The organism is Streptomyces sp. NBC_00271 (assembly GCF_036178845.1).
In the GTDB taxonomy this organism is placed as follows: Bacteria; Actinomycetota; Actinomycetes; order Streptomycetales; family Streptomycetaceae; genus Streptomyces.
The window spans coordinates 262,615-287,981 of record NZ_CP108070.1; the positions used below are offsets into that span (position 1 = coordinate 262,615).

At 72.7% G+C, this 25,367-nt stretch carries 22 protein-coding genes and 1 pseudogene; 3 read left to right on the forward strand and 20 right to left on the reverse strand.

Translation table 11 applies throughout. The annotated features are described in order from the left end of the window. Window positions 1–13: 13 nt before the first annotated feature. Entirely contained in the window at window positions 14–1,348 is a 1,335-nt protein-coding gene (locus OG798_RS01360; protein WP_328755950.1) for a hypothetical protein, read from the reverse strand. 177 nt (window positions 1,349–1,525) lie between these two features. Between OG798_RS01360 and OG798_RS01365 the strand changes: the two genes are divergently transcribed. Next, the gene (locus tag OG798_RS01365; protein WP_328755951.1) at window positions 1,526–2,173 is read left to right on the forward strand and encodes a hypothetical protein; all 648 of its coding nucleotides are present in this window, start codon (window positions 1,526–1,528) and stop codon (window positions 2,171–2,173) included. Window positions 2,174–2,441: 268 nt separating this feature from the next. Here the strand turns inward: OG798_RS01365 and OG798_RS01370 are convergent, their stop codons facing one another. Continuing rightward, window positions 2,442–2,888, reverse strand: coding sequence for an NUDIX domain-containing protein (locus OG798_RS01370; RefSeq protein ID WP_267059984.1), 447 nt, complete (start codon window positions 2,886–2,888; stop codon window positions 2,442–2,444). A gap of 32 nt (window positions 2,889–2,920) precedes the next feature. Further along, the gene (locus OG798_RS01375; RefSeq protein WP_097228325.1) at window positions 2,921–3,535 is read right to left on the reverse strand and encodes a dTDP-4-dehydrorhamnose 3,5-epimerase family protein; all 615 of its coding nucleotides are present in this window, start codon (window positions 3,533–3,535) and stop codon (window positions 2,921–2,923) included. Between the two features lie 153 nt (window positions 3,536–3,688). Here OG798_RS01375 and OG798_RS01380 point away from each other — a divergent pair, with 153 nt between their 5' ends. Continuing rightward, window positions 3,689–4,882, forward strand: a complete 1,194-nt coding sequence (locus tag OG798_RS01380) for an RNA-guided endonuclease InsQ/TnpB family protein (RefSeq protein WP_267063700.1) — start codon at window positions 3,689–3,691, stop codon at window positions 4,880–4,882. A 128-nt stretch (window positions 4,883–5,010) separates the two neighbouring features. Here the strand turns inward: OG798_RS01380 and OG798_RS01385 are convergent, their stop codons facing one another. The 15 genes and pseudogenes from OG798_RS01385 to OG798_RS01455 form a co-directional block, all read right to left on the reverse strand. Beyond that, the gene (locus tag OG798_RS01385; protein WP_328755953.1) at window positions 5,011–6,474 is read right to left on the reverse strand and encodes a DHA2 family efflux MFS transporter permease subunit; all 1,464 of its coding nucleotides are present in this window, start codon (window positions 6,472–6,474) and stop codon (window positions 5,011–5,013) included. Between the two features lie 247 nt (window positions 6,475–6,721). Beyond that, window positions 6,722–7,192 (reverse strand): nuclear transport factor 2 family protein, encoded by a 471-nt coding sequence (locus OG798_RS01390; protein WP_267059989.1) that lies wholly within the window; start codon window positions 7,190–7,192, stop codon window positions 6,722–6,724. 107 nt (window positions 7,193–7,299) lie between these two features. After that, the gene (locus OG798_RS01395; protein WP_054231421.1) at window positions 7,300–7,869 is read right to left on the reverse strand and encodes a cupin domain-containing protein; all 570 of its coding nucleotides are present in this window, start codon (window positions 7,867–7,869) and stop codon (window positions 7,300–7,302) included. Between the two features lie 36 nt (window positions 7,870–7,905). Next, a complete protein-coding gene (locus OG798_RS01400; protein WP_121413247.1) occupies window positions 7,906–9,393 on the reverse strand; it encodes an MFS transporter in 1,488 nt (495 codons plus the stop codon). 92 nt (window positions 9,394–9,485) lie between these two features. Beyond that, the gene (locus OG798_RS01405; protein WP_328759951.1) at window positions 9,486–10,394 is read right to left on the reverse strand and encodes a TauD/TfdA family dioxygenase; all 909 of its coding nucleotides are present in this window, start codon (window positions 10,392–10,394) and stop codon (window positions 9,486–9,488) included. A gap of 538 nt (window positions 10,395–10,932) precedes the next feature. Next, window positions 10,933–11,946: pseudogene (locus OG798_RS01410) on the reverse strand (AMP-binding protein); the annotation flags it as partial. Window positions 11,947–12,007: 61 nt separating this feature from the next. Next, window positions 12,008–12,661: a thermostable hemolysin gene (locus OG798_RS01415; RefSeq protein ID WP_054229514.1), complete on the reverse strand. Its 654-nt coding sequence runs from the start codon at window positions 12,659–12,661 to the stop codon at window positions 12,008–12,010. A gap of 52 nt (window positions 12,662–12,713) precedes the next feature. Next, a complete protein-coding gene (locus tag OG798_RS01420) occupies window positions 12,714–13,910 on the reverse strand; it encodes an FAD-dependent oxidoreductase (RefSeq protein WP_443053688.1) in 1,197 nt (398 codons plus the stop codon). Between the two features lie 35 nt (window positions 13,911–13,945). Then, window positions 13,946–14,938, reverse strand: a complete 993-nt coding sequence (locus OG798_RS01425; RefSeq protein ID WP_267063701.1) for an aldo/keto reductase — start codon at window positions 14,936–14,938, stop codon at window positions 13,946–13,948. Between the two features lie 195 nt (window positions 14,939–15,133). Further along, the gene (locus OG798_RS01430) at window positions 15,134–16,000 is read right to left on the reverse strand and encodes an ester cyclase (protein ID WP_328755954.1); all 867 of its coding nucleotides are present in this window, start codon (window positions 15,998–16,000) and stop codon (window positions 15,134–15,136) included. 119 nt (window positions 16,001–16,119) lie between these two features. After that, window positions 16,120–17,250 carry a 3-oxoacyl-ACP synthase III family protein gene (locus tag OG798_RS01435; RefSeq protein WP_095849919.1) on the reverse strand — a complete coding sequence of 377 codons (1,131 nt, stop codon included), beginning with the start codon at window positions 17,248–17,250 and terminating at the stop codon, window positions 16,120–16,122. Between the two features lie 2 nt (window positions 17,251–17,252). Continuing rightward, window positions 17,253–19,622, reverse strand: a complete 2,370-nt coding sequence (locus OG798_RS01440) for a beta-ketoacyl-[acyl-carrier-protein] synthase family protein (protein ID WP_097228329.1) — start codon at window positions 19,620–19,622, stop codon at window positions 17,253–17,255. A 44-nt stretch (window positions 19,623–19,666) separates the two neighbouring features. Beyond that, window positions 19,667–20,956 carry a beta-ketoacyl-[acyl-carrier-protein] synthase family protein gene (locus OG798_RS01445; RefSeq protein WP_267059998.1) on the reverse strand — a complete coding sequence of 430 codons (1,290 nt, stop codon included), beginning with the start codon at window positions 20,954–20,956 and terminating at the stop codon, window positions 19,667–19,669. Further along, window positions 20,953–21,432 carry a 3-hydroxyacyl-ACP dehydratase FabZ family protein gene (locus OG798_RS01450; RefSeq protein WP_328755956.1) on the reverse strand — a complete coding sequence of 160 codons (480 nt, stop codon included), beginning with the start codon at window positions 21,430–21,432 and terminating at the stop codon, window positions 20,953–20,955. The genes OG798_RS01445 and OG798_RS01450 overlap by 4 nt, the downstream gene beginning before the upstream one ends. Continuing rightward, window positions 21,429–22,706 (reverse strand): beta-ketoacyl-[acyl-carrier-protein] synthase family protein, encoded by a 1,278-nt coding sequence (locus OG798_RS01455; RefSeq protein ID WP_121413253.1) that lies wholly within the window; start codon window positions 22,704–22,706, stop codon window positions 21,429–21,431. Before OG798_RS01455 ends, OG798_RS01450 begins: the two co-directional genes overlap by 4 nt. 149 nt (window positions 22,707–22,855) lie before the next feature. On the opposite strand from OG798_RS01455, the gene OG798_RS01460 reads away from it, so the two are divergent. Further along, window positions 22,856–24,049: an RNA-guided endonuclease InsQ/TnpB family protein gene (locus tag OG798_RS01460; protein ID WP_328755958.1), complete on the forward strand. Its 1,194-nt coding sequence runs from the start codon at window positions 22,856–22,858 to the stop codon at window positions 24,047–24,049. 29 nt (window positions 24,050–24,078) lie between these two features. On the opposite strand, the gene OG798_RS01465 is transcribed toward OG798_RS01460, so the two are convergent. Together OG798_RS01465 and OG798_RS01470 are read right to left on the reverse strand one after the other, a co-directional pair. Beyond that, entirely contained in the window at window positions 24,079–24,531 is a 453-nt protein-coding gene (locus OG798_RS01465; RefSeq protein ID WP_328755960.1) for a 3-hydroxylacyl-ACP dehydratase, read from the reverse strand. Between the two features lie 33 nt (window positions 24,532–24,564). After that, window positions 24,565–25,332 (reverse strand): SDR family NAD(P)-dependent oxidoreductase, encoded by a 768-nt coding sequence (locus tag OG798_RS01470; protein ID WP_097228332.1) that lies wholly within the window; start codon window positions 25,330–25,332, stop codon window positions 24,565–24,567. Between the last annotated feature and the right edge of the window lie 35 nt (window positions 25,333–25,367).

Here is a 25,367-nt window from a genome sequence, read left to right on the forward strand (position 1 = left end):
CGGCACGGGACGGTCACGGGACGTACTCCACGGTCACCGGGGCTGTGTTGTTGTCCTGGTCCGGGTCGGCGGCGGGACCGGGCGGGACCGTGACGCTGCCGCGGGCCCCTTCGACGCGCTTGTCGATACGCACCAGCAGGACGACGGCGTAGGGCTCGGCCCCCGGCCCGCAGGCGACGGGACCGCCCTTCGCCGAGCCCTTTCGGCAGTAGGAGTCCTCGCTCTGCAGGTCTTGCGGTGGCCGGGTGACGAGGCTGACGCCGTCGGGGAGCGTCACCCACATCGTGTCGCCCCGGTAGCCCCTCGGATACGGCACCTCGGTCCGGACCTCCTCGCCCACCCTGCCCCGGATGGAGAAACCGACGGCCTCCACGTCGTCGACCCGCGTGGTCTCGAAGTCCAGTGCCCCGGCGGCTCCCCGGCTCCTGTACGACTCGCTCCCGGTGAACGCGCCGCCGTTCACCGGGCGAAGCCGCAGCACTTCACCGGTGCCGCGCACAGCCCGCCCGGGAAGTTGTGACGGACCGTCGAGATCGGCGGTGGGCCACACGCTGTAGTGCAGGCTGCCGCTCCTCGTGTCCTGGCCGGTCACGGCGATGACCGGATGGTCCGTCTCGTACGCCGTCCCCGCGGGCAGCGGGCCGGGAAAGTCGCACTGTGCCTCGGTGGCCGCTGCCGCCTTGTTGTAGCGGCAGTTGCCGTACCGGGGCACCAGGGTGCTGCCGTCCGCCGCCACCATGACGGTGATGCCGCCGTCGACACCGGTGTCCCCCCGGTTGCCGAAGGCGGGTGTCAGCCGCACCTCGCCCCCGGGGCGCACCCCCGTCAGTTTCCTGTTCCGGGTGGTCAGATACGGCGAGCCGACCATCACGCGGGTGGTGTGCCGGATGGTGGGCGCGTCGGCGCTGTGCACGGTCACCACGATGGACCCGGCCGGGCCCAAGGCCGTACCGGGCTTCGGCTTCACCTGGAAGGGAAGGAAATCAGCTCCCTCCCCGTACTTGATGTCCGGCAGCGCGCAGGTCACGCGAAAGCCCGACCGGGCGCAGCCGTAGCCCTTGTTCTCCCCCCAGATGTCGGCCTTCCCCTTGAAGACGGACAGGTCGAAATCCGCCTCGACCTGCCTGGCGGACCCCTGGCTCCCGCCGGACGGGGCCGCGGCCGCGGCCAGGCGGATCCGGTATTCGGGGGCCCAGGGGGCATGGCCGGGCGCGGTGTAGCGCGGCAGGTAGAACGTGTTCAGCACGGACCGGAACGTCAGCACGGCCCCGGGCGCCTGCGCCGGGTGACGGGTTTTCAGGGCGACGGCGCCTGCCCCGGCCGCCGCCAGTACCACTGCACACACCACGGCCGCATACCGCCGCTTCCTGTCCGCCCACCACGCCCTCATACCGCATCAGACGTACCGGACGCCGGATGGTTGTGCGAGGAGGGGAGGGCGAAGTCTCCGACGGACACGCCCGCGCCTCAGGGGCGCGGGCGTGTCACGTGCCCCGGCGGTCAGGGCTAGGAGGTCTTGGTCGGCTTGGCGGTCATGGTCGGGTGCGCCGTCTTCGTCGGCTTCGGCGTGTACTTGTGGGTCTTCGTCGGCGACGGTTTCGGCTTCGGCGTGTACTTGTGCGTCTTCGTCGGCGACGGTTTCGGCTTCGGCGTGTACTTGTGCGTCTTCGACGGAGTCGGCTTCGGCTTCGGCGTGTACTTGTGCGTCTTCGACGGAGTCGGCTTCGGCTTCGGCGTGTACTTGTGCGTCTTCGACGGCGACGGTTTCGGCGAATGCTTGGTGGTCGTCGTGGGCGACGGCTTGGCGGTCGTCGTCGGCGACGGCGCGGTGGTCGTCGTCTTCGACGTCTCCGGCGCCGATGTCGAAGGTGTCGCCGCGGGTGCGGCCGGATGCTGGGATCCGGTGGCCGCTATCGCGATACCGCCCGCTGCTCCCCCGGACAGCAGGGCCGCTGTCAGGGTTCCTACGGCGAAGGTGCGCCCCCAGTGGCTGCGGAATGTGTCATTCACGATGTTCTCCCATCTTGAACAACTGCCCCATTGGTCACTGTCGGCCTCAACCGAGGTTAGGTCGGTGCCCCCAGATCGGCGACCGGAGCAAACCGGTTCGCACTTTCAACAGAAGTGGCGGGTGCCCGTGCACGGCCGCACTCCCCGGGCGGGCAGGAGTTGACGCCCCCCTCGCCTCCCGCCCGCGGAACGATGGCCTCCGCCACAGCGTGCGGGGTCCGCGCCTGATCGACTGGCCGGATGCTGATCAACCTGATTCTCCGCGCCCCCCGGTTCCGGGGTGAGTAAAGATCCGCCAGGCCTCGAGAGAAAGCACGTGAAGTCCTGCGCCGGGCTCGCTCCAACCTGCGGACAGGGCAGGCCGGTTCACCCCCGGCGGCCGTCGGCGGCCAGGCTCCTGGCGGCGGGGTTCCTGGTGCCGGCCGCCGGATTCACCGTGCCGGATCCGCCAGGGCGGCCAGATCGGTCCCGGCCGTCACCGCGGCGCGCAGCAGTGCGGCGATCTCCTCCGGCTCCAGGCTGAGGGCGTCGAGCGCCCGGACGCTCAGCGGGACTTCCTCGAGCCGGTACTCGCCGCGGTCCGGGTCGGCGAACTCCGGACCGGTGCGGTCCGCCTCGGACCAGGACCCGATGCGGGCCAGGTAGAAATACTGCCGCTGGTGTGCGTCGGCCAGTACGTGCAGCAGGCCCGTGATCTGCGGCTCGGCGCCGGTCTCTTCGCGTATCTCACGGACCAGGGCCGCGCGCAGGCCCTGATCGTCCGGTTCGACGTGCCCGCCGGGAAACACCCGGTAGGGCGTGGCGCCCGGCCAGGTGCGGCGGATCAGCAGCAGCCGGCCGGCGGGCGTGAGCAGTACCGCCCGGACACACTCGATCACCGCACCTCCCGCAGCCGGCGTCACCCGTCAGGTTACGGGCGGGGGCCGGCGGGGGCCGCGGGCTGGTAGGAGGCGAGGGCCTGTTCGTAGGTGGGCAGCAGGCCGCGGGCGGCGGCCTCGGAGAGGCTGGGGGCGTGGGTGTCCTTGTCGGAGCGGATGAGTTGTCCGGTGGTGTTCCAGGGGATGCCGATGTCGGGGTCGAGGGCCTGGATGTCGACCATGGTGCCGGGCACGTACTCCTCGGAGCACAGGTAGTTCATGCAGGTGTCGTCGCTCAGGGCGAGGAAGGCGTGGCCGAGGCCGTCGGCGAGGTAGACGCCGATGCCGGAGCGAGCTTCCTGCAGGGTGGTGTCGAACATGCCGAACGTCGGGGAGCCGACGCGCAGGTCGACGACCACGTCCAGGGCGGCGCCGCGCACGCAGGTCACCAGCTTCGCCTGGCCCGGCGGCAGCGTGGTGCCGTGGATGCCGCGCAGTGTGTTGCGCCGGGAGACGGAGAAGTTGACCTGCCGGACGGTGAACGGCTGGCCGCCGGCCGCGGTCAGGCCGCCCAGCCGCCAGGCCTCGAAGAACAGGCCCCGGTTGTCCGGCAGTTGCGACGGTGTGATCCGGAAGGCGTCGCGGACCTTCATCTCCTCAATGGCCATCCTGTCTCCTTCGTGGGTACCCCCGGCTTCAGCCGGGGGGTGAAACGAAGCTCCCGCGGAGCGGGGCAAGGGGCGGCGATTCGCCGCTAGGCGGACCGCCGTTGTCAGTGGCGTGCACTACGTTGATCACACGAGTTGGAGGGGGTGACTCCATTGATCCGCGCGTACAAGTTCCTTCTGTATCCGACCATGCGTCAGACCCAGGCGTTGGGCGAGATGCTGCGGGATCACTGCTCCCTCTACAACGGGGCGCTTGAAGAGAGGCGGTCCGCGTACCGGCACGCGTCGAGGACGACCGTGCGCTACGGCCAGCAGTCCGGACAGCTCAAGGACATTCGGGCGTTCGATCCGGAGCGTCAGGGCCGGTGGTCTTTCTCCTCGCAGCAGACGACGTTGCGCCGCCTGGACAAGGCGTTCACCGCGTTCTTCCGCCGCATCAAGTCCGGTGAGGCTCCCGGCTACCCCAGGTTCCGGGGTGTGCGCCGGTTCGACACGGTGGACTTCCCCAAGGACGGGGACGGCTGCCGGTGGGACTCCACGCCGCACGATCCGCAGACCCGTGTCCGCTTCCAGGGCGTCGGGCACGTCAAGGTCAAGCAGCACCGGCCGGTGGCCGGGAAGGTCAAGACCGTTTCCGTCAAGCGTGAAGGGCGCCGCTGGTACGTGATCCTCACGGCCGACCAGGCACCGCCCGAACCGCTCCCCGCGACCGGAGCCGTGGTCGGTATCGATCTGGGGATCGCCTCGTTTCTGACCACCTCCGACGGCCGGCACGTCGACAACCCGCGCCACAGCCGCAACGCCGCGAAAAAGCTGGAGGCAGCGCAACAGGCCCTCGCCCGCAGCAAGCGCGGGTCGAAGCGACGACGCAAGGCCGTGGAACGCGTCGCCACCCTGCACCGCAAGGTGCGCCGCCAACGCCTCGACCACGCACACAAGACCGCGCTCGGTCTCGTCCGCGACAACGATCTGATCGCGCACGAAGACCTCAAGATCCGCAACATGAGCAAGGCCCCCGAGCCGCGCCCGAACGGGGACGGAACCTACGCCCCGAACGGAGCCGCGGCGAAGGCCGGACTCAACCGAAGCATCGCCGACGCCGGGTGGGGGGTGTTCCTCGCGATCCTGGCCGCCAAGGCGGAAGGTGCCGGACGGGAAGTGATCGCCGTGGATCCCCGCAACACCTCCCGCACCTGCCCCGACTGCGGGCACGTCGCCAAGGAGAACCGGCCTACCCAGGAAAAGTTCCACTGCCAGGCCTGCGGCCACACCGCACACGCCGACGTCGTAGGGGCTTCCAACGTACTGCGGGCCGGGCTGGCCCGTCGTCAAGCCCAACCAGCTTGATGAGAAGCCCCCTCGTTCACGAGGGGGAGTAGTCACGCGTCCTCGGTTCGTCGGGGCGTTGGCGCGCCGGTTCACGGGATAGCGCCGGGCCGGCGCCACCCGTGGGGTGGCGCCGGCCCGGCGCCAGGTCAGTGCAGGGGGGCCGGTGCGCTCTCCTGCGCGGGGGCGGCCTGCGCGACGGGGGCGCTCACGGCGGCCCGCCGGCGGGAGGGCGCCCCCAGCATGGCGAAGGTGGCGAGGGCCACCGCGGCGGCGCCCACCCACATCGCGGGCACCAGGCCGTCGACGAAGTTGCGCGGTGAGGCGTAGCCGCCGTTGGCACTGAAGATGGAGGCGAGCAGGGCCACGCCGAGGGCGGCGCCGACCTCGCGGGTGGCGGCGGTGACGCCGGAGGCGATGCCCTGTTCGTGTTCGGCGACCGAGCCCATGGTGAGGTTCATCAGCGGGGCGTAGAACAGGGCCATGCCGGCGCCGCAGATCATCAGGGAGGGCAGCTGGGCGGCGTAGGAGACGTCCGGCTTGAGGACGAACGCCCAATAGACCATGCCGGCGGTCATCATGGCGAGGCCGAGGGTGACCACGGGTTTGCCGCCGATGCGGTCGGAGACCATGCCGCCGATGGGGGCGACCACCATCGGCATGGCGGTCCAGGCCAGCAGCCGTACGCCGGCCTGCATGGCGGTGTAGCCCTGGATGTTCTGCAGGAACTGGGTCATCAGGAAGATCGCGCCGAACATGCCGACCGACATGAGGGCGCCGGCCAGGTTGATCGCGGTGAAGGCGCGGTTGCGGAACATCCGCATCGGCACCATCGGGTGTTCGGTGCGGTTCTCCCACACCACGAACAGGGCCATCACGGCGGTGCCGCCGATCAGTGCGCCCAGGACCTGGGGGGATGTCCAGCCGTCTCCGTGGCCCTTGATGAGGCCCAGCACGATGCCGAACAGGCCCAGGCTGGCCAGGGCGGTGCCGACGGCGTCCAGGCGGGAGTGGGCGATGCGGCTCTCGGCGAGCTTGCGGAAGGACAGCGGGGCAAGCGCCAGGCCGATCGGCACGTTCAGCCAGAAGATCCACTGCCAGGACAGGTGCTCGACGATGGCGCCGCCCACCAACGGGCCGGCCGCGATGGACAGTCCGTTGACGGCGCCCCAGATGCCCAGGGCCGCGCCGCGTTTCTCGGCGGGCACGGCGGCGGTCAGCAGGGTCACCGACAGCGGCATGATGATGGCCGCGCCGACGCCCTGGACGGCGCGGGCGGCGACGAGTTCGTTGATGCCGGGGGCGAGGGCGGCGGCCGCGGAGGCGGCGGTGAACAGCAGCAGGCCCAGGCTGAAGACCTTGCGGCGGCCGAAACGGTCGCCGAGGGCGGCGCCGAACATCATCAGGACCGCGAAGGACAGGGTGTAGGCGTTGACCGTCCATTCCAGGTCGGTGAGGCTGCCGCCGAGTTTCTCCCGGATGGTGGGCAGCGCCGTGATGATGACGAGGTTGTCCAGTCCCGCCATGAACGAGGCGAGGCTGGTGGTGAGGATGGCCCAGAAGACCACCCTCCTGGTGTCACCGCCCGGGGATGGGGGGTTGACGGTGCTCATCCGAGCATCCTTTCTGGAGGCGGGTCGTGCGAGATGCTCATCGCCGTGACCGGTCCGGCCCGCGGCGCCCTGGTGCCCGCGCCCGCGCGCGGGCCGGTAGGGCGCCGTCGACGCTACGGACGCCTGCTCAAGTCCTCCTCGAGCCCCGCTCGGCACCCGGGCGCGGGCATGGCGGGGCCCGGGTACCGGCCGCACCGGTATCCGGGCCCCGCCGTGCCCGCGCCCGCGCCCGTGAAAAGGGGGAGGGTCAGGCGAGCTGGCGCTGGAAGGTGGCGATGTCGAAGTAGAGGGTCTCGTCGATGAGGACGTCGCCGTCGAAGTGGAAGAAGACGGCGACGGGGGCGTCGATGGACTTGCCGCGGTTGGGGATGCCGCGCCAGTCGGCCTGCTGCCTGCCGCGGGCCTGTGCCTCGAGGATCACGGCGGTGGGTGTGTGGTGCACGTGGTGCAGTTCGTGCTCGAGGCCGGGGAAGGCGGCCTTGAGGTCGGCGAAGTAGCCCTTCTTGATGGCTTCTTCGCCGATCAGCGGGCCCTCTTCGAAGGCCTGGATGCGGTAGACACCGCCGCGCGGGAAGGTGGCCAGCACGCCGTCGATGTCCCAGGCGATCTCGGCGACCGTGTGCTGCAGGACGACCGCCTCGCGCTTCTTGCGCAGTTCGGCGTCGGGCTGCGGGAGATCCGCGCCGGGCAGGGTGAATTCGTGTGCTTCGGTGGCCATGACCATTCCTCCACGCATCGGCCGACTGTCGGTTGGGGCCGACGCTAGGGCGCACGGCTCGCTGCGCCCTGGTGTCTGGCTCGAACTCCGGGCCTGCGGCGTTGTGTTCAGGCGGTGGGCTGGAGGGTCGCGGTGTTCTGGGGCGGGCGGTAGGTGGGGCGGTAGCCGCAGGCCAGGGAGAGCGGGGAGAGCAGCAGGCACAGGGCCGTGTCGAGGGGGTAGGGGCGGCCGGTGACGACGCGGTACTCGTCGCGGAAGGCGAGGGCGAGCAGCGGCATCTGCAGGCGGGGGGTGCCATCGGGGCGCAGCCGGCCTTCGTTGGTCAGGCCCCAGAGGGTCTCGAAGACGGTTTCGGTCCGGTAGGCGGGGGTGGTGCGCCAGATGACGCGGGTGGGTTCGGGGCCGGGGTTCCACATGGAGTGGACGGCGCCCGGCGGGATGTAGAAGTCGGCGCCTTGTTCGTACTCGTGCAGGACGCCGTCGAGCTGGAGGCTCAGGCGGCCGCTTTGGAGGCGCATGTGTTCGGTCTGGCGGGGGTGGTAGTGCTGGGGCGGTTTGATGACGGCGGGGGCGTATTCGACTTCGACTTCGACGAAGGCGCCGTCGGTTTCGGCGGCGGTGGTCAGGAAGGTGAGCTTGTCCTTGCCGAGGTGGAGGGTGTCTCCGGGGCGTGCCATGGGCCTCTCCGTGTGGGTTGGGGGGTTGGGGGGTGGTCAGGCGGTGCGGGGGCCGGCCGGGGCGGGGGCGCGCTGGTGGCGGGGCAGTCCGAAGTAGGCGGTGAGCAGGTTGAGGACGCCGATGCCGGTGGCGATCCAGAAGCCGAGGTGGAGGCCGTCCAGCCAGGCCAGGGCGGGGGTGGTGTGGTGGGTGAGTTCGTGGGTGGTGCGGGTCAGGGCGCTGGTGGCGACGGTGGCCACGCCGAGGGAGGCGCCGACCTGGAAGGCGGCGACCAGGACGCCGGAGGCGATGCCCTGCTGGCGGGCGGGGATGTCGGAGACGCCGTGCACGTTGACGGGGATGCCGCAGCACTGCATGGACGCGCCGAGGATGAGCAGGGCGGGCAGCAGGTGCAGCAGGTAGGTGCCGTTCTGCGGGACCTGGGTGAGCAGGATCAGGCCGAGGACGGAGCCGGCGGCGCCGGCGAGGTAGACGGGGCGGGGGCCGGCCTTGTGCATGATGCGGGTGGCGGGGGCGGTGACGAGGATGGCGACGACGCCCAGCGGCAGGAACGCGAATCCGGACCTGAGGGTGGAGTAGCCCAGGGTGCGCTGCAGGTAGTAGCTGCACAGGAAGAGCACGGACGCCTGCACGCCGCTGGTCAGGACGCGGCCCAGGCCGGCGGTGGCCAGGGAGCGGGTGGCGAACAGGTGCAGCGGCATCAGCGGGTCGGGGGTGCGGCGTTCGACCAGGACGAACGCGGCCAGCAGGGCGAGGGAGGCGGCGGCCGGGGCCAGCACGTAGGGCGTGGAGGCGGCGCCGTGGTCCTGGATGTTGACGATGGCGTAGACGAGGGCGGCCAGGCCCGCGGTGACGGTGACGGCGCCGGCGATGTCGGGGCGCGAGCCGCGGATACGGGTCTCGGGGCGGCCCCGGGACAGCAGCAGGACGCCGGCGACGGCGACGATCCCGAAGGGCAGGTTGATGTAGAAGATCCAGCGCCAGCTGAGGCTGTCGGTGATCAGGCCGCCGGCGATGACGCCGAGGGTGCCGCCGAGGCCGGCCAGTGCGGCCCACACGGCGAGCGCGGTGGTGCGTTCGCGGCCCTTGGGGAAGGTGGTGGTGACCAGGGACATCGCGGCCGGTGAGAGGAAGGCGGCGCCGCAGCCCTGCAGGGCGCGGGCGGCGATCAGCAGGCCGGCGCCCTGGGCGAGTCCGCACAGCAGGGAGGCGGCGGTGAACAGCAGGGCGCCGAGCAGGAAGGTGCGCCGCCTGCCCCAGCGGTCGGCGGTGCGGCCGCCGAGCAGCATGAGGCCGCCGAAGCACAGGATGTAGGCGGTCAGCACCCATTCGACGGCGGTGGCGCCGGCCTTGAGGTCGGTCTGGATGGCGGGCAGGGCGAGGTTCACCACGGTGGTGTCGAGGAGCACCATGAACTGGGCGAGGGCGACGAAGACGAGCAGGCGCCAGCGGCGGGGATCCGCTGCGGCGCCGGCGGGTGTGGTGTCCGTCGCGCGGGGGGCGGCGGTGTGGTCGGTGGTCATGGCTCCCTCTCGGATGGATCTGCCTCCCGCCCCCCTCTTGCCCCTCCTCCTGCTGCTGCTTCTTGCGCCGGGGGGCAAGGGGGGCGGCCCGGTCAGGCGGCGGGTGCCTCGATGTAGCTGAGGGCGTTGTAGATGGTGCGGTGGGGGTCGGTGATGGCGCGCCGGCCGTGCATGACGCGGGTGTTGTCGATGACGGCGGCGTCGCCGTCCTGCCAGTCCAGGTTCTCGGTGAGGCGGGCGGTCACCTCTTCGACCTCGGCCAGCAGCTGCGGGGACAGGGCGGTGCCGTCGGCGAAGGTGATGGTGGGCTTCTCGTAGTTGAAGGAGGGGCCCAGGATGCTGTTGGCGAAGGAGGGGCGCGGCCCGAACACGGTGGTGCCGGCCGCGGGGGTGGTGAAGGAGTAGCGCACCCCGCCGTCGTCCTGCGGCACGATCTCGGTGCCCGGCAACTGGCTGGCCAGCGCGAGGAGTTCTTCGACGCCGATCTCGTGGGCGGGCTTGGTGCGGCCCAGCAGGTGGTGGGCCATCGCCCGCCACTGCGGCTCGGCGACGTAGCGGCTGTAGACGATGTCCTGGGCCGCGAACGCGGTGCGGGCCTGGGGGCTGAGGGCGTCCCAGACGCGGTAGCCGTCGCAGACGGTGGTCTGGGAGCCGGAGGAGGCGGCCTTCTCGCAGAAGAACCAGGCGAGGTGGGAGCGGAAGGGGCTGTTGCCGTTCTCGGTGTGCAGGCCCACCTCGTCGAAGCCGGCGTCGACCTTCTGGGCGACCTCGGAGTAGAAGTCGCGGGCGGGGTCGAGGGTGGTGGAGGTGGAGGTGTGCTGCACCAGGGCGGTGAAGGCGTCCATGTCCGCGCCGAAGCCGCGCAGCAGCAGGAAGCCGGCCTGGGAGAGCAGGTCGCGCAGTTCCTTGGGGTCGATGCCGTCGAGGCCGCCGGGGCCTGCGGGTTCGACCAGCAGGCCGCTGCCGGTGCCGTAGGGGGTGGTCTTCACAGCCGTGCTCATGCTTTCTCCTTGGTCTCAGGGGCCGCGGCGGGGGTGGGGGTGGGGGCTGGTCGAGGACGTGCGCGCGCACGACGTCGCGGCGGGGGCGTCCGGTGACGGTGAAGCAGGTGGCGTAGGCGGGGTCGTCCTCGGACATGAGGTGGACGACGGCGGCGCGTTCGATGCCGGAGAGTTTGTGCCGGCCGAAGTCGGTGATCTCGCGGCGGGCCGTGGCGGGGTCGAGGCCGGCGTCGATGACGAACAGGCCGTGGACCTGGTCGAGGCCGTCGGCGACGACGGCGGCCTCGCGGACGAAGCCGAGTTCGCGGTAGCGGGCCTCGACCCATTCGGGGGCCACGTTGCGGCCGCCCGCGGTGATGACGAGGCTCTTCTTGCGTCCGGTGATCCGCAGATAGCCGTCGGCGTCGATCTCGGCGAGGTCGCCGGTGTGCAGGCGGCCCTGGTCGTCGACGACGACGCTGGAGGGGTCCTCGCGGGTGTAGCCGGCGAACAGGGAGGTGCTGCGGATGAGGAGTTCGCCGTCCTCGGCGAGTTCGGCGTGCACGTGGTCCAGGGGGCGGCCGACGGTGCCGAAGCGGACGGCGCCGGGGAAGTTCCAGGACACCACGGAGGAGTTCTCGCTCAGCCCGTAGCCCTCGTGGACGGTCAGCCCGTGGGCGTCGAGGCGCTGGAGGATCTCCGGGGGGACGGGGGCGCCGCCGCAGGCGATGAAGACCGGCCCGTCGTGTCCGAAGATCCGCCGGTGGCGCTCGGCGACGCTCTCGGCGGGCTGCTGGTCGCACAGGGTAAGGAAGAGGCCGGCGACGGTGGGCGGCACGACCAGGGCGGTGGGGCGGGCCTGCCGCAGCAGGGTGAGCATGCGGGGGGCGGCGTCGGCGGCGGTGCCGACCAGGGCGGTGCCCGGCGGCAGGAAGGACACCGAACCGCCTGCCAGGAAGGGCATGTAGAGGCCGGCGACCTGCTCGATGAGGAGGCTGAGCGGAACGATGGACAGATAGCGCTCGAAGATCTCCGGGCGGGTGCGGGCGCGCAGTGAGGTGAGGAGTTCGTCCAGGCCGTGCCGGCGGATCTGGACGCCTTTGGGGGCGGAGGTGGTGCCGGAGGTGTGGATGACCTTGACGATCTGGTCGTGTGCGGGGATCTGCGGGGGCGCGGCGGGGCGGGGTGCACGGGCCAGGGCGGGCAGGTCGAGGGCCAGGGCGGGGCAGCCGTCGGGCAGGACGGGCTGGGGGGTGTCGGCGTGCCAGCGGGCCAGGGCGGCTTCGCCCGCGGCGTCGGTGAGGCACAGGTCGGCGCTGTGCAGGAGGGAGGCGGCCTGCTGGGCGGTGAAGGCGGTCGGGACGGGGATCTCGACGGCGCCGGCGAACAGGGCGGCCAGGTCGGCCACGACCCATTCGGGCGAGTTCTCCGCGAGCAGTCCCACCCGGGCCGGCCGGCCCAGCGCCTGGGCCTGTTCCTGAAGCCTGGCGGCCAGGGCGAGGGCGGCGCCGGTCAGGTCGCGGTAGCTCCAGGCGGCGGGCGCCGAGCCGTCGGCGGCCAGCACGCGGACCATGACGGCGTCGCTGCCGGCCCGCTCCAGGAGCCCCTGGGCAAGAGAAAGACGGGTGGGGGTGTCAGGCGGCACGGGTGAGCACCCCCTGCTGCGGGCGGTTGCTCAGCAGCCGCATGTCGACCGAGGTGAAGCAGTAGCGGCCGATGGCGGCCAGCAGCAGGGTGGACTGCTCGGCGGCCTCGGCGTAGCCGACGACGGGCCGGGTGTCGTAGTAGGAGCCCCAGGCGGCCCGTTCGCCTTCGGGCAGGCGTTCCGCGCTGGCGTCGGCGAGGGGGTGGAAGACGCAGCCCAGGCGCTGCATGAGGGCGGCGAGCCGGCCGGTCATGGTCATCACCGCGTACGGGCGGCCCAGGCAGGCCATGATCAGCGGGATCGCCTTGATGATCTCGGCGCCGGCGGCGGGCCGTACCGAGGCGATGGAGCCGATCTGCAGGACCTGGGAGCGTTTGACGGGGGCGCCCACGGCCCGGGTGATGACGTCTTCGACGGGGGCGTCGAGGTAGCGCTCGAGCAGGATGCTCTCTTCCTCGGGGAAGGACAGGCCCGCGCAGGCGAGGACTTCCTCCTGGCCGTCGGCGGCGGTCTCGAAGAAGGCGAGGAAGCCGTCCGGGTCGGGCGAGATGCTCGCCTGGTACTGCTTGGCGAACACCAGCCGGGCCAGGTCCGCGGCGGTCTGCCAGTCCGGGGTGCCGCGCTCGGACAGGGTGATTCTCATGTGTGCTGCGCTCCCTAACAGGGACAGGGTGGGGTGGGACGCGAAGGGGGGCTCAACGCCCGAGCGCCGCGGAGCGGTGTGCCGCCGGGCGGGCGTTGACGGCGAGCCGGGCGGCCCGCAGGGCGCTGTTGATGGAGGTCTCGGCGAGGATGCCGGGGGCGGCGACGCTGTCGCCGGCCAGGAACACGCCGTCCCCGCGGTCGACGGCGGGCCGGTCCCGCCAGCTGAGGCCGGGCAGGTCCAGGGCGCCGGTGCGGCCGCGGGAGACGCCTTCGCGGCGCCACAGCAGGCGGGTGCGCCAGCCGGGGGTGGTCAGGTCGAAGAGTTTCTCCAGCCGGGCCAGGGCGTCGGCCTTCGACTCGCCGGGCCGCAGCGGCATCTGTCCCTGGAACAGGGCCTGGCCCTGCGGGGCGAGGGAGGGGTCGTGGTCGGAGTACTGGGAGGTGAAGCCGCCCTCGTCCATGTCGAAGGAGACGTTGCCGTCCTTCTTGGAGTGGGTGACGGCCATGTCCAGCAGGGCGGCGGTGCCGCTGGGCCACTCGAGGCCGGGGTCGCCGAGCAGGCTGCGCGCGGAGGCCAGCGAGGTCGCCACGATCACCGGTCCGCCGGCGGGCAGTTCGCTCAGCCGTGAGCCGGTCTCGATGACCACGCCGCGGGCGCGGGCGACGCGTTCCATGCGGGCGATCAGCGCGCCCCAGCCGCCGATGAAGTAGCGGCTGGGCAGCGGGAAGCGGGGGGTGCCCACGCGCAGCAGCCGCTCCCACACGAAGGCCGCCGACAGCCGTCCGGGGTCGCCGTCGAAGAGGATCGGGCCGAGGAAGCCGAGGGCCTCGTTCACGGTCTGCTGGGCGAAGCGTTCGCTGGCCCAGTCCTGGAAGGAGCGGTCGACGGGGACCTCGATGCCGCGGTGGCGCCAGGTCATCTTCATGTAGCCGGACGGCAGGGTCATCCGCAGCCGGCCCTGGTGGCGGAAGCGCATCCGGGTCCACTCGTGGAAGGACAGCCGCACGTAGCGGCCGGCCAGTCCGCGCTGCAGCAGCCAGTGCCAGGCGTCGCCGTTGTCGAAGAAGGTGTGCGGCCCGTCGTTGGTGACGTAGGGGCCGGCGGCCGAGCGGGCGCGGCCGCCGGTGTGGGAGTGGGCCTCGTGGACGGTGACGCGGGCGCCCTGTTCGGCGGCGGAGATCGCCGCGGTCAGGCCGGCCAGTCCGCCGCCGATGATCGTGATGTTCGCCATGGTTATCGCACTCACTTCGCCTTCGAAGGCCCGCGGGCCGGGGTCGGGGGTCAGCCGTCGAGGGTGGCCATGGCACCGACGGGGTAGCGGTCGCCCGCCGTGGAGCCGTGGGGGGCGATCTCGTCGAGGGCGGCGAGGTCGGCCGCGCTCAGCTCGACGGCACAGGCGGCGAGGTTCTCCTCCAGGTAGGTGACGCGTTTGGTGCCGGGGATGGCGACGACGTCGTCGCCCTGGGCGAGCACCCAGGCCAGCGCGAGCTGTCCGGCGGTGATGTTCTTGGCGGCGGCCAGCGCCTGCAGCCGCTCCACGACGTGCAGGTTCGTCTCGAGGTTGCCCTGCTGGAAGCGGGGCACGACACGGCGGAAGTCGTGTGCGGCGAGGGCGTCGAGGCTGCGGATGGCTCCGGTGAGCAGGCCGCGGCCCAGCGGGCTGTAGCCGACGAAGCCGATGCCCAGCTCGCGGACGGCCGCAAGGACGCCGTTGGCCTCGACGTCGCGGGTGGACAGGGAGTACTCGGTCTGTACGGCGGTGAGCGGGTGCACGGCGTGGGCGCGGCGGATGGTGGCGGCGGACGCCTCGCAGATGCCGAGGTGGCGGACCTTGCCGGCGGTGACGAGGTCGGCGAGTGCGCCGGTGGATTCCTCGACGGGGACGGCGGGGTCGACGCGGTGCAGGTAGTACAGGTCGAGGCGGTCGGTGCCCAGCCGGCGCAGGGTGGCGTCGATGGAGGTGCGGATGTAGTCGGGGCGGCCGTTGAGGCGGCCGGTGATGGTGCCGTCGGCGGTGACCTCGTTGCCGACCTTGGAGGAGACGGTGATGCTGTCGCGGCGGCCGGCGATGACGCGGGCGACGAACTCCTCGTTGCTGTGCGGGCCGTAGAAGTCCGCGGTGTCCAGGAGGTTCACGCCCAGTTCCAGGGCGCGGTGCGCGGTGCGCAGGGCTTCCTGGTCGTCGGCGGGCCCGTAGGCGAAGGTCATGCCCATGCAGCCGAGTCCCTGCTCGGAGACCTCCAGCCCCTGGCTGCCGAGTTTTCGTTGCCGCATCATCGGTTCCTTCCTGAGCCGTGCACGGGGCGGTTGTCGTCTAGCGGTGGCTGTCCAGCAGTGGCCGTCTAGCAGTGACAGTGTCGGTGTCTTTGCTAGAGAAGTGGTGGGGTGCCGGTCCCCCGGTGCTCGGACGGCGGTCCCCCGGTGCTCGGACGGCGGTCCCCCGGTGCTCGGACGGTGATCAGTCGGTGGTCAGCCGGCGGTGGTCAGTTCGCTGGTGACGGAGATCCAGGTGTGGCCCGCCGGGGCGGCGCTGGCGGCCAGGTGGGTCCACGGGTCGGTGCCCAGCACCGCGGCCGCTTCCTGGCGCAGCCAGGCGTCGAAGGGGTCGGCGGAGGCCGCGAGGCGGCGGGCGGCGCCCTGCGGGTCGCGGGCCTCGATCCGGTGGACCAGCACGTCCTGGCCGCCCAGCATCTGGAGGGCGAAGGACTCCTGGAGGATGCCCGCGCGGCGCCGGGAGGCCTCGTAGGCGCGCAGCCGCGCTCCGGCGAGCTCGGTCTGGAGGGCGTGCCAGGCGCCGGCGGCGCCGGGCGGCAGCGGCAGCAGGGCGCCGGCGCTCGTGACGGTGCGGCGGGCCGCGGTGCGGGCGCCGTTGCGGGCGGCGGGGGCGAGCCGGCGCAGGCCGAGGACGGCCAGCATGTTGGACTCCACGCCGATGCCCCAGCGTTCGGCGATCAGGCCGTCGGCCAGCAGCCGCCACACCACGACGCCGGTGAACTCGATGGCCTGTCCGGTGGGCGGCGCGCCGAGGAAGTCGCCGAGGTGGGTGCCGCGCCAGGTGTTGTGGATGACGACGTGGTCGCCGTGGGCGCTCATGTCCTCGATGGTCACGTGCAGGTCGGGGAAGCCCTCGCGCAGGCCGGCGATGGTGTAGCGGACGCCTTCGAGGCCTTCGGGGGCGCCGGGCAGCGGCTGGTGGTCGATCATGTGGGGGCTGTAGATCTCGTCGACGACGGAGAAGTCGCCCTGGTTGACGAAGGCGTCGAAGACCCGGCGGATGGTCTGCTTGTTGCGTTCCTCCACGCTGCGGGCGGTGCGCTCCGTCTCGTGTATCGACACGTTCTCTCGTCCTCTCGTCCTTCGGTGTCGGCGTCCCCGCGGGTGCGGGGGCGCAGGGTCACAGGGGCGGCGGGCGGGTGCCCGGGGCGGTCAGTGGCCGGGCGGGGGGCGCGGGGCGGTCAGTGGCCGGGGAAGGGGGCGTCCCAGGTGAGGGTGAGGCCCGCGTACAGGTAGCGGCTGGCCTCGATGGCCAGCAGCAGGACCGTGTCGCCGGGGCGGATGCGGCCCTCGCGCCAGCCGGCGTCGAGGGCGAGGGGGACGGCGGCGGAGCCGGTGGCGCCGACGTCGGTGAGGTTCTCCACGATGGTCTTGCTCAGGGTGGCCTGGTCGGCGGGCGAGAGCCCGGCGGCGGCGTACTCGCTCGCGAAGTACTCGGCGTTGCCCTCGGGCAGCACGCACGCGTCGAGGTCGGCCAGGGCCAGGCGGGAGCGGGTGAGCAGGTCGTGGATGCCCTCGACGAAGACGCGGGGGCCGAACTGGGCGGTGCCGGGGATGTCGAGGCGGATGTCCATCAGGCGGGGGCGGCGCTGCTGTTCGGCGAGGGGGGCGTCGGTGCCGCCGCCGACGATGAGCATGCCGGGTTTGCGGGCGCCGCCCAGGGAGCGGGTGGCGAAGACGGGGCGCGGGCGGCCGTGGGCGGAGCCCTCCTCGCCGGCGCGCAGCACCAGGGCGCCGGCGCCGTCGCCGAAGGTGTAGACGGTCAGCCGGTCGCGCATCCGTACGCGTTCGGGGTCGCGGCCCAAAAAGACGGGGGCCAGCAGCGGGGAGACGGCCTCGGCGCCGATGACCAGGGCGGTGGTGTAGGTGCCGTCGGCGAGCAGGCGGCGGGCGATGTCGTGGGCCTGGACGGCGCCCACGCAGCCGGCGCGGACCTCGATGACCGCGCAGTTCTCCAGGCCGAGCTGCTGCTGGACGTAGGTGGCGGCGACGGGCAGGAGGTAGTCGGGGCTGGCGGTGGACAGGACGATCAGGTCGATCTCGCCCGCCTCCACGCCGGCCCGCTCCAGGGCCTGGCGGGCGGCGGCGGTGGCCATCTGCGAGGTGCTGGTGGTGTGGGCGCCGGTGGCCGGGTCGACCATCCAGTGCCGGCGCTGGACCTGGATGCCGTCCAGGACGTCGGCGGGCAGCGGGCCGCAGAAGCGGGCCAGGGTGTCGTTGTCGAGGGCCTCGCCCGGCAGGTGGGCGCCGGTGGCCAGGACCGAGACATGGCGTGCGGGGGGTCCGGCGGGCGGGGCGGTGGTGTGGGGCATGGTCAGTTCTCCGTTGCGGGACGCAGGACGAGGCTGATGTGGGTGCCGCCGAGCGAGGAGCTGTTGATGAGCACCGGCCCCGCCGCCGCCCCGCTTTCCGGGGTGGTCCAGGCGGTGAGGGCGAGGAGGGCGGCCATTTGGGCGCCCGCGCCGACCGGTTCGCCCAGGGTCTGTTTGGGGGTGTGCACCGGGCAGCGGGCCTCGGCGGCCAGCCGGCCGGTGGCAAGGGCCTCGGGGGCATCGGCGCGGGTGAGGCCGGCGGCGTTGGCCCAGATGCCGGTCAGCTCGCCGGGGGTGAGGCCGGCGTGGGTGAGGGCGGCGCGCATGGCGCGCTCGACGCCCTCGCCCTGGGCATTCCAGCGGCCGATGCCGGCCGCGTCGCCGGCGGCGCCATGGCCGGCGAACTCGGCCAGGATGCGGGCGCCGCGGGCGCGGGCGCTGGATTCGCGTTCCAGGACGAGGGCGATGCCGGCCTCGGCCAGGGTGTAGCCGGCGTCGCCGAACAGCGGCAGTTGGCGGTAGGCGGCCAGCACGCCCGGGGAGAGGTCCTCGACCGCCGGGCACAGCACCGCCTCGGCGCGGTGCTGCAGCAGCAGGTCGTGGGCGACGGTCAGGGCGGAGGCGCCGGCGGCGTGTCCGGTGGTGACGGTGGAGGTGGGGCCCTTGGCGCCGACGTGCATGGCGACCTGGCCGGCGGCGGCGTTGAAGACGGTGTTGGGGAAGACGGCGGGGCTGCCGTGGGCGGGGCAGCCGCCCAGCACCGGCAGCAGGAAGTCCTCGATGCTGCGCATCGGGCCCAGTCCGGTGCCCAGGACGACCCCGGTGTGCTCGTCGGCCTTCAGCCCGGCGTGGGCGAGGGCGGCGCGGCAGGCGGCGACGGCGAGCTGGGAGAGGCGGTCCATGCGGCGCCGGTCGCGGGCGCCGATGTGGGCGGCGGGGTCGAAGACGGCGCGGGCCACGCGCAGGCCGTCCTCGTCGGTGCCCAGCCGCCGCCCCTGCCGCCAGGCCTCCCACAGCGCCTTCAGGCCGTCGCCGGCGGGGGTCAGGGCGGCGCCCCCGGTGATGACGACCTTCTCGGCGGCGGGCGGGGCGGGGACGGTGAAGCGCCGTCCCGAGGGCCAGCCGAAGGCGACGCAGGCATTCGCGCCGGCGAAGGCGAAGTTGTTGGACAGGGCGGCGTTCATGGCCAGTTCGCGGCCGGTGTCGGGGACCGCGTCCAGGCCGCACTTGGGGTCGGTGCCGGTGAAGTTGGCGGTCGGCGGGGCGATCTGTTCGACCAGGGCCTTGACGGTGACGATGGCCTCGACCGCGCCGGCCGCGCCCAGCAGGTGGCCGATCATCGACTTGGAGCTGCTCAGGGCGGTCTTCTGGGCGGCCTCGCCGAACGCGGCGCGCACCGCGTTGGACTCGGCGGAGTCGTTCTTGGGGGTGCCGGTGCCGTGGCCGTTGATGTAGCCGACGTCCCCCGGGGTGATGCCGGCGGCCTTCAGGGCGCCGCGGATGGCGCGGGCGGCGCCCTCGCCCTCGGGGTGCGGGGCGGTGGCGTGGTAGCCGTCGGCGGACAGGCCGTAGCCGAGGACCTCCGCCAGGACGGGGGCGCCCGCGGCGCGGGCCACCGACTCCTCGGCCAGCACCAGCATGCCCGCGCCCTCGCCCAGGGACAGCCCGTCGCGGTCCTTGGAGTAGGGGGCGGCGGGTTTGGCGGACAGTGACTGGAGGCTGGTGAAGCCGGCGAACGCGGTCTCGGTGAAGGCGTCGCTGCCGCCGGCGAGCATCGCGTCCGCGCGGCCCGCGGCGATCGCCTCGGCGGCGTGCGCGATGGCGTGCGCGCCCGAGGCGCAGGCGGTGTTGACGGACAGGGCGGGCCCCTTGAGGGCGAAGGCGGCGCTGAGTGCCTCGGCGATGGCCTGCGGCGGGACCAGCAGGTAGTGCAGGGCGTCATCGGGCAGGGTGGTGCCCTCGCGGCTGCGGCGGGCGAGTTTCTCGGCGCTGCGCAGGCCGCCGTTGCAGGAGCCGAACGCCACCCCCCAGCGTTCGGCGGGCAGGCCCGCGAGGCCCGCCTGATGGAGGGCTTCGGCGGCGGCGGTCAGCGCGAAGTCGGCGGCCGGTTCCCGCTCGCTGCCGCCGAAGGCGGCCAGGTAGTCGTAGGCGGGCCGGGGCAGGGGGGGCACTTCGCCGCCGATGGCCGTGCCGTAGCCGTCCATCGGCATGCCGGTGACCGGGCCGATGGCCGAATGCCCGGCCCGGATGCCCTCCCACAGCGCGGCGGCGCCCTCGCCCTGGGCGGTCACGGCGCCGACACCGCAGACCACCACGGTCCGGGGCCGGGCCGCGGTGTCCGGCCGTACGGCGCGGTCGTGGACGTCGGTCATGGCCGCACTCCTTTCGGATAGGGCGGGTGTTGCGGGTATGCCGGTCATGAGGTCCGTCCCAGGGCGAGGGCGACGGCCTGGCCCTCCAGGCCGCGGGCCAGGGCCAGGGCGCTGTCGGGCCGGGTGTGGCGGGGGGTGAGGGGGACGTAGTCGAGGTCGCACTCGGCGGCGGGGTGGTGCAGGTTGAGGGTGGCGGGCACGGTGCCGCTGTCCAGGGCGAGGGCGGCGACGGCCGCGTTCAGTGCGCCGGCGCCGCCGACGAGGTGTCCGGTCTGCGGTTTGACGCTGCTGATCTGGGCGGACTTGGCGGCCGTGCCGAGGGCGTCGTGCAGGGCGACGGTCTCGCTGGCGTCGCCCTGCAGGGTGGCGCAGCCGTGCGCGGCGATGTAGCTGCCGTCGGGGAAGGGCCGTGCGGCATCGGTGAGGGCGCGGCCGATGGCACGGGCCAGGCCGCGGGCGCGGGGCTGGGGGCTGGGCGGGCGGACGCAGTCGTTGCCGGCGCCGAAGCCGGTGATCTCGGCGTAGCAGCGGGCGCCGCGGGCCAGGGCGTGTTCGCGTTCCTCCAGGACCAGGAGGGCGGCGCCCTCGCCGAAGACCGAGCCGGAGCGGTCGCGGTCGAAGGGCCTGAAGGCCTCGGCGCCCAGGTCGGTGCGGGTGCTCAGGACGCCCAGGCCGTCCATCTTGGACATCGCCCACCAGCCGGTGGCGTCGTCGTAGCCGCCCGCGAGCACGAGGTCGGCCTCGCCGCGGCGTACGGTGCGCATGCCCCGGCCGATCGCCATCGCGCCGGAGTCGGCGGTGCCGGCGAAGTAGGCGTTGGCGCCGCGGATGCCGTACTTCTCGGAGATGTGGAAGGCGGCGGCGGGCTGCAGTCCCTCGACGAAGAACAGCGGGGCGATCACCGAGGAGGCGCTCTGCCCCAGCCGGTGCAGGTCGGGGGTGCCGTCGTCGGCGCGGACGGCCTGCAGCTGGGCGATGAGCTCGTCCATGCGGGGCATTTCCTTGTTGCTGCCCAGGAACAGGCCCGTGCGGTGGCCCAGGTCGCTCCCGTCGTCCAGGCCCGCGTCTTGCAGGGCGAGGGTGGCGCCGGCCAGGGCGAGCTGGTCGCCGCGGCACAGCATGCGCAGGGTGCGGCGGGAGGCCCACTGGGCGGGGGTGAAGGAGGGGATCTCGGCGCCGATGCCGGTGCGCAGCGGGGCGGGGTCGTAGGCGCGCAGCGGTCCGATGCCGCAGCGGCCCTCCAGCAGGCTGTGCCAGGTCTCGGCGGCGCTCTGGCCGATCGCGGTCATCAGGCCGATGCCGGTGACCATCACGCGGCGGCGCTGCTCGCTCATGCTGTGCCCTCCCGGGTCGTCTCGTCGCTGACCAGGGCCAGGACGCGGGCGGTGGCGACCACCCGGCCGCCGGCCCGGGCGGTGGCCCGGCACTCGGTGCGGTGCGGGCCGTGAGCGGTCACCTCGACGCTGAGGTGGACCTGGTCGCCGGGGCCGACGAAGTGCGTGAAGCGCACGCCGCGCACGGCGGCCAGGCGCCAGGTGCCGGGGCCCGCGGCCCTACGGGCGAGCGCGGCCATGCTCTCCAGCAGCAGCACGCCGGGCAGCACGGGGTGGCGCGGGAAGTGGTCGGTGAAGCAGGTCAGGGTGGCGGGCACGTTGCGCACGGCCGCCGCCCGCTCGCCGACGACGGCCTCCAGCAGCCGGTCGAACCCGCCCAGCCCGCCGCCGGGCACCGCGGCGGCCGTGACGGTCGTGGAGCCCACGCCGGAGACAGGGGTGGGGGTGGGTCCCGCGGCGGGGACGGTGGTGGTCATGTGTCCTCCCGCGGGGCGCCGACGACGAGGCTGGTGTTGCTGCCGCCGAACGCGAACGCGTTGATCAGGGCCGCCGCCACCGGCATCGGGCGGGCGGTGTGCGGTACGTAGTCGAGGTCCAGGCCGCGGTCGGGCCGCTCGAGGTTGACGGTGGGCGGGACCAGGGAGTGGCGGATCGCGCCGAGCGCGGCCAGCACGCCCAGGCCCAGGCTGGCGGAGGTGAGGTGGCCGGCCATCGACTTGGGGGCGCTGACCACCAGACGGCGGGCGTCGTCGGCGAAGACCTTCTTGATGGCGACCGTCTCGGACTGGTCGTTGCCGTGGGTGCTGGTGCCGTGCGCGACGACGTAGTCGATGCCGGCGGTGCCCAGCCCGGATTCGCCGATCGCCGCCTCCATGGCCTGGACGGCGCCGGAGCCGTCCGGCGGGGAGTCGGTGATGCGCCAGGCGTTGAGGGTGGAGCCGTAGCCGAGGACCTCGCCCAGGACGGGCGCGCCGCGCTCGCGGGCGGCGTCGAGGTCTTCCAGGACGACGGCGACGGCGCCCTCGCCGATCACGAAGCCGGAGCGGTCGGCGTCGAAGGGCCGCGAGGCGTGCTCGGGATCGTCGTTGTGACGGTCGGTCAGCGCGCCCAGCAGGCTGAAGCCGAGCAGGTCGAGCCAAGTGGTCAGGGAGTCGTAGCCGCCGGCGACCATCAGGCGGGCGTCGCCCTCCTGGATGGCGCGGTAGGCCTCCCCAATGGCGTGCCCGGAGCCGGAGCAGGCGGTGGAGATCCCGATCATCGGCCCGGTCGCGGACATCATCCGGGCCATCGCGCTGAGCGGCACGTTCTGGTCGTCGGTGAGGGTGACGGCCGGCGGGTGGCACAAGAACGCGTCCGCGCGGCCGGTGGTGGCACGCAGGTGGCCGACGTCCAGGAGGGCCTGCAGCTCGGGGCGGCCGACGCTCGCGCCCATCGCCACCCCGCGCTCGCCGAAGTCGTACACCTCCTCCCCCAGGTCCTCGGCCCGCGCGGAGCGCAGCGCCTCCCAGGCGGCCGCGACACCGAACAGGCCCACCCGGGAGAGGTGTTTGCGCCCGATGCGGGCCGGGATCGCCGCGGCCGGGTCGAAGTCCTTGACCTGGGCGGCGATCCGCACCGGGAAGCCGGCCGCGTCGAAGGTGGTCAGCGGCCCGACGCCGCTGCGGCCGGCGGCCAGGCCCTGCCAGGTGGCGGCGGCGTCGTTGCCCAGCGGGGTGACGGCGCCGACGCCGGTGATGGCTACTCGGGTCATCTGATCCCTCCGTGGATGCTCCGCCCTTCAGAGCGGAGACGGACTCCTGCGGAGCAGGGCAGGGAAGGACGATTCGCCGTCAGGGCGGATCGTCCTTCGCGGCCAACTTCCCGCGGATAGTCACGAGTTGATGCGATAGTTTGTGAGTTGTGAGCACTCACGTGAAGCGGGCGTTCAAGTACCGCTTCTGTCCGACGGATGCGCAGGCAGCGGAGCTGTCGCGCACGTTCGGGTGTGTGCGGAAGGTCTACAACATGGCGCTCGCCGCCCGTACCGAGGCGTGGGCGCGGCAGGAGCGGGTCAACTACAACGCCACCTCCGCGATGCTGACGGCGTGGAAGAAGACCGAGGATCTGGCTTACCTGAACGAGGTGTCCTCGGTCCCCCTCCAGCAGGCGCTGCGGCACCTGCAGACGGCGTTCACCCATTTCTTCGGCAAGCGGGCGAAGTACCCGCGTTTCAAGTCGCGCAAGACGTCGCGCAGGAGTGCGGAGTACACCTCCAGCGCATTCCGCTTCCGCGACGGGAAACTGACACTGGCGAAGATGACCGAACCGCTGGACATCGTGTGGTCGAGGCCACTGCCCGAGGACATGGCCCCGTCCACCGTGACGGTCTCGCAGGACAGCGCGGGCCGCTGGTTCGTCTCCCTGCTGTGCGACGACCCGTCCGTCAAGCCGCTCCCGGCCACCGGTCAGGCTGTCGGTGTCGATGTCGGACTGGACCACCTGCTGACCCTCTCCACCGGAGAGAAGATCGCCAACCCCCGGCACGAGCGCCGTGACCGCACCCGCCTCGCCAAGGCCCAGCGCAAACTTGCCCGCAAGGCCGGGGGCGACGGCGCCAACCGCAGGAAGGCCCGGCTGAAGGTCGCGAAGATCCATGCCCGGATCGCTGACCGGCGCCGCGACACGCTGCACAAGCTGACCACTCGGCTCGTTCGTGAAAACCAAACGATCGTGATCGAGGACCTGACCGTGCGCAACATGGTCAGAAACCACCGGCTCGCCCGCTCCATCAGCGACGCGGCGTGGAGCGAGTTCCGGAGCATGCTGGAGTACAAGACCGCCTGGTACGGGCGCGAAGTGATCGCCGTGGACCGGTGGTTCCCCTCCTCCAGGCTGTGCTCCTCCTGCAACACCCTGCAGGACAAGATGCCGCTGCACGTCCGCACCTGGACGTGCGACTGCGGCGTGACCCACGACCGCGACGTGAACGCGGCGCACAACCTTCTGGCCGCCGGGCTGGCGGTGACAGTCTGTGGAGCTGGCGTAAGACCTCAACGGAGTACTCCGGACGGGCAGTCGGCAACGAAGCAGAAACCCTCACGGCGCGAGCCGTAAGAATCCCCTCCCTTCAGGAAGGGGCGAAGTCAACCCACCGGCCCCCCGCCCTGCAGCTGGTGCGCCATGCGCCGGGTGGCGGCCGGGTCGTCGAGGCGTTCGGCGTCGATGAGCGCGCACAGGATGCCGCTCGCCTCCAGGACGTTCTCGCCGTCCACGGTGACGGTGCCGTCCAGCAGGGCGGCCTCCTCGGTCATCGACTCGACGGTGGCGTGCATGCGCAGCACCTCGCCGGGGCGCACCGGGCGGTGCGCGGTGGCCTCGCCGACCGCCAGCAGCGCGGCGCGCCGCTGGTGGTCGGTGGAGAGCATGATCAGCCAGGTGGCGGACTGGCACAGGGCCTCCAGGGCCAGCCCGAAGGGCAGCGCGGGTCCGGCGCCGGTGTCCTGCCAGTAGGTCTCCCCGGCGGAGGTGACCTTGCGCGCGGTGATGTGCTCACGGGGCGCGCAGGTCTCGATCCGGTCGATCAGATGGAATCGCATCGTCGTCTCTTCTCCCGTTCCCTCACGCGTCCGTTACGGGCGGCCGATGCCCAGTTGGGCGGAGAACCCGCCGTCCACGCAGAGCAGTTCGCCGGTGGTGTAGCCGGAGTCGGGGCCGGCCAGGAACACCGCGGCCGCGGCGACCTGGCCGGTGGTGGCGAACCGGCGCAGCGGGATCTGCCGCTTGATGCTCTTGCCGCCGTCGCGCTGCAGCACGCCGTCCACGAGTTCGGTCGGGGTGAACCCGGCCAGGACCGCGTTGACCCGTATGCCGAAGCGGGCGAGTTCGACGGCGGCGCAGCGGGTGAAGGAGTTCAGCGCGCCCTTGGAGGCCGAGTAGTTGGCCTGGCCGATCCAGCCGCGTTCGCCCATCGCGGAGGAGATGTTGACGATGGTGGCGTCGCCGCGGGCCATGAACTGTTCCAGGACGGCGTGGGTGCAGTGCCAGGCGCCGCCGAAGTTGGTCTTCATGACGTTCAGCCAGGCGTCCGGCGGCGCGTCGTAGATGAGGCCGTCGTCGCTGGTGCCCGCGTTGTTGACGAGGATGTCGAGGGGGCCCAGGAGGCGGGTGGCCTCCTGGACCAGGCGGGCGGCCTGCTGCGGGTCGGCGACGTCGGCGGCGACGGCCGCGGCCCGGCCGCCCGCCGTCTCGATCTCCTTGACGACCGCGGCGGCGTCCTCCTGGCGGGAGCGGTAGTTGACGGCGACGGCCGCCCCCTGCTCGGCCAGGGCCAGGGCGATGGCCCGGCCGATGCCGCGTGAGGCACCGGTGACCAGGGCGGTGCGGTCCTTCAGCTTCATCTGTCTCTTCCCGTTTCTGCTACGAGGGGGCGGTG